The sequence below is a fragment of the Falsiroseomonas oryzae genome (genome assembly GCF_027856955.1).
Taxonomy (GTDB): Bacteria; Pseudomonadota; Alphaproteobacteria; order Acetobacterales; family Acetobacteraceae; genus Falsiroseomonas; species Falsiroseomonas oryzae.
In genome coordinates this window covers 1-3,354 of record NZ_JAPSMD010000513.1, presented here as the reverse complement: position 1 = coordinate 3,354, position 3,354 = coordinate 1, and the positions used below count along the sequence as shown (strand labels likewise).

The 3,354-nt window shown below is 73.2% G+C and carries 5 protein-coding genes; 2 read left to right on the top strand and 3 right to left on the bottom strand.

Features of this window, described 5'->3' with window-relative positions; genetic code table 11:
* Positions 1-80 precede the first annotated feature (80 nt).
* The 3 genes from OZN99_RS28020 to OZN99_RS28010 all read right to left on the bottom strand — a co-directional run bounded on the left by OZN99_RS28020 (position 81) and on the right by OZN99_RS28010 (position 2,417).
* A complete protein-coding gene (locus tag OZN99_RS28020; protein ID WP_270938508.1) occupies positions 81-776 on the bottom strand; it encodes a class I SAM-dependent methyltransferase in 696 nt (231 codons plus the stop codon).
* A gap of 87 nt (positions 777-863) precedes the next feature.
* Positions 864-1,757 carry a DMT family transporter gene (locus tag OZN99_RS28015; RefSeq protein ID WP_270938507.1) on the bottom strand — a complete coding sequence of 298 codons (894 nt, stop codon included), beginning with the start codon at positions 1,755-1,757 and terminating at the stop codon, positions 864-866.
* Positions 1,758-1,808: 51 nt separating this feature from the next.
* Positions 1,809-2,417: a YqgE/AlgH family protein gene (locus OZN99_RS28010; RefSeq protein ID WP_270938506.1), complete on the bottom strand. Its 609-nt coding sequence runs from the start codon at positions 2,415-2,417 to the stop codon at positions 1,809-1,811.
* Positions 2,418-2,590: 173 nt separating this feature from the next.
* Here OZN99_RS28010 and OZN99_RS28005 point away from each other — a divergent pair, with 173 nt between their 5' ends.
* A complete protein-coding gene (locus OZN99_RS28005; RefSeq protein ID WP_270938505.1) occupies positions 2,591-3,073 on the top strand; it encodes a peroxiredoxin in 483 nt (160 codons plus the stop codon).
* A gap of 69 nt (positions 3,074-3,142) precedes the next feature.
* Positions 3,143-3,354 (top strand): hypothetical protein (locus OZN99_RS28000; protein WP_270938504.1); only part of this gene is annotated, 212 nt, incomplete at its 3' end.

Below are 3,354 nucleotides of genomic sequence, written 5' to 3'. Positions count from 1 at the left end.
GACCGCCGCCCTGCTTCGCCGCACGCCCGGCCAGGGCCGGGTGGCGGCGCCGGTGCCCGGCGGCTGACGCCGCCGGCGAATCAGGCCGCGACGGCCAGCGGCGCCGTCGCCGCCTGGTTGCGCACCCGCAGCAGGGTGAACAGGCCGGCCGGCTGGCAGGGCTCCATCGCCTCCACCCGCACCGCGGCCGGGTCGAGCAGGTCGCTCAGCGCGAAATCGGGGTGCCAGCCCAGCAACCGGGCCAGCGGCGCCATGCTGCGCTCCGCCCACCAGCGCAGACCGGATTCGGCGGCGAAGTGGTTGACGAACAGCAGGTGCCCGCCCGGCCGGACCACGCGCGACATCTCGGCGAACAGCACCTTGGCATTCGGCACGACGGAGGCGGTGAACATCGCCACCGCGATGTCGAAGCTGTCATCGGCGAAGGCCATCCGCTCCGCGTCCATCTCGCAGAGGCCGACGACGTGCGACAGCCGCTCCTCCCGGACGCGGCCGGCGGCCTTCTGCAGCATCTCGCGGGAGAGATCGACGCCGACCACCCGCTTCTCGGGCCGGTAGCGCGGCAGGGCGAGGCCCGTGCCGACCCCGACCTCCAGCACGCGAGTGCCGGGCAGGCGGTTCACCTCCTCCACGGCGCGGCGGCGGCCATGCGCCGAAACCCCGCCGAAGACGAGGTCGTAGACCCCCGCCCAGCGCCGGTAGGCGTCCCGGACACCTTCGGCATCCAGCACGGCACGGGGGTGGTCACGATCGGGGATGTCTGTGCGGATGGTCATGCGGGCCCGTATCCGGCGGCGGGGGTTGGCTAGTGCCAACCGCGGGCCGGCGCAAGCGGTTCGTGACGGAATGCGGTCGCCCGGGCGTCAGCTTCGTGCCGGCGGCGCCCCGCCGGACGACCTGGCGCCCCGGTCGGGCAGCGCCACCAGCACGCCGCCCGCCGCGATCACCGCGGCCCCCAGCAGGGTCCAGCCATCCGGCCAGTCGCCGAACACCAGGATGCCGGCAAGCCCCGCCCAGACCAGTTGCGAGTAGGACATCGGCGCCAGGACCGAGGCCGGGGCGCGGGCGAAGGCCAGCACCAGGATGCAGTGCCCCGCCCCGCCCAGCAGCCCGAGCAGCAGCATCCAGGGCAGGTCCGCCAGGGGCGGGGTCTGCCAGACGAAGGGCTGCGCCAGGCCGGTCAGTGCGCAGGCCGCAAGGCTGGTATGCACAAAGGTGGTGCGCGGGTCGTCCAGCGCGGCCAGCCGGCGGGTCAGCAGGTGGTAGACGGTGTTGCCCGCCGCCGTGACCAGCGGCAGCAGCATCGCCCAGTGCAGCGGCTCGCCGGTCAGGAAGGGGGGTCGCAGCGCGACGGCCACGCCCAGCAGCCCCACCGCCACGCCTGCCCAGCGGCGCGTGGAGACGCGCTCCCCCAGCCACAGGGCGGCCATCGCCACCGTCAGGACGGGGGCGAGGAAGGCGACCGCCGTCGCATCGGCCAGCGGGATGTGGATCAGCGCAACCGACAGCGCGGCGTTGGCGATAGCGAGGCAGGCGCTGCGCAGCGTCTGCAGCCCCGGCGCGCGCGACCGCCAAGGGACGGAGCCGGTGAACAACCGCACCGCCACCACCACCAGCACGGTGTGGGAGACGAAGCGGACGAACATCAGCTGCGGCACGGGGTAGAAGGCGACCAGCACCTTCAGCAGCGCGTCCATGCCGACAAAAAGGGCGAGCGCCACGAGCTGCAGCAGCACGCCCTGGAGGGTGCGGGACATCCGGCCCACTCTGGCAGGGCGGGCCGGCGCGTCCAGCGCGCCGGGCGCGGGTCAGGCGTGCCCGGCGGCACCCGACAGCAGCGCGGGGTCCACGTGCAGCTTCGCCAGCGCCTGGTGCCAAAGCTTCTCGGGCGTGCCGCCGAACAGCAGCTGCTCGTCGGCAGGCACGTTCAGCCAGGCGTTCTGCTGGATCTCGCTTTCCAGCTGGCCGGGACCCCAGCCGGCATAGCCAAGCGCCAGAAGTCCCTCACGCGGGCCGCCGCCGCCGGCGATCGCCTTCAGGATATCGACGCTGGCGGTCAGCGCGACTCCGGGCTGCACCTTCAGGCTCCCCTCGGTCTCCCAGTCGGCGGTGTGCAGCACGAAGCCGCGGCCGTTCTCCACCGGGCCGCCGGACATCAGGCGGATGCGGCGCTGCGGCGGCACCGGATCCAGGTTCAGCTGCTTCAGCAGGTCGTCGAAGGACAGCCCCTGCAGCGGCTTGTTGAGCACGATGCCCATCGCACCCTCGCCGGAATGCGCGCAGAGGCAGATGACGGACCGCGCGAAGCGCGGGTCCTGCATGGTGGGCATGGCGACCAGGAGCTGGCCGGTCAGCCACCCCTCCCCTTCGGGGGCGCCGGGGCGGCCAGGGGGTAGCTTCGGTGATTGTCTGGCCATGATCGGAAGATGGCGGTGACCGGTTGCCCCCGCAAGAACGGGCGGGGCGACGGGCGGGTTGCGTGACAGGTTGCGTGGCGCGGCGGGCACGGTGGGCCCGCCCGATGGACGCGGCGCCGTGAACCGCTCTAGATGGTGCCACAACCGCCATAACCCCGGGGGGACCTCAGGCGATGACGATCAAGGTGGGCGACGCGATTCCGTCCGTGAAGATCATGCAGGCCACCGCCGAGGGGCCGAAGGAGATCGACACCGCCGAGTTCTTCAAGGGCCGGACGGTGGTGCTGTTCGGCGTGCCCGGCGCCTTCACCCCCACCTGCTCCGCCAAGCACCTGCCGGGCTTCGTCCAGCATGCGGGCTCGTTGAAGGCCAAGGGCGTGGAGGCCATCGCCTGCATGGCGGTGAACGACGCCTTCGTCATGGGCGCCTGGGGCAAGGACCAGGGCGTGGGCGACACCATCGCCATGCTGGCCGACGGCGCGGCTGCCTTCACCAAGGCGATGGGGCTGGAATTCGACCTGACGGCGCGCGGCCTCGGCATCCGCTGCCAGCGCTTCGTGCTGGTGGCGAAGGACGGCAAGGTGACGCACATCGCCGTTGAGGCGCCGGGCGCCTTCGAGGTGAGCAAGGCCGAAGCGGTGCTCGCGGCGCTTTGAGCATGGCTCGGCGGCGCCTCCGTGCCGGGCCCGGCGCTTCGTCGTGACCGGAATGGGGGGCCGCAAGACATGACGGATCCTGCGCGCATGGCGCTGCTCGCCTGGCAGGCGGGCTGGGTGTTCACCCTGCGCAGCGCGCAGCTCTGGACCGAGCCCGCCGCCGCCGCCGCGGCGCTGGCCGAGATGGCGGCGGAGAAGCAGCGCGCCTTTGCAGCCGGCGCCGTCGCCGCGGGGCGCGCGGCGATGCTGGGCTCGCGGCCGGACGTGGTGGCTGCCGCGGC

Bases quoted from the DNA above. Each gene is read 5' to 3' on its own strand.
- OZN99_RS28020 (WP_270938508.1), bottom strand. From the start codon at position 776: ATGACCATCCGCACAGACATCCCCGATCGTGACCACCCCCGTGCCGTG.
- OZN99_RS28015 (WP_270938507.1), bottom strand. From the start codon at position 1,757: ATGTCCCGCACCCTCCAGGGCGTGCTGCTGCAGCTCGTGGCGCTCGCC.
- OZN99_RS28010 (WP_270938506.1), bottom strand. From the start codon at position 2,417: ATGGCCAGACAATCACCGAAGCTACCCCCTGGCCGCCCCGGCGCCCCC.
- OZN99_RS28005 (WP_270938505.1), top strand. From the start codon at position 2,591: ATGACGATCAAGGTGGGCGACGCGATTCCGTCCGTGAAGATCATGCAG.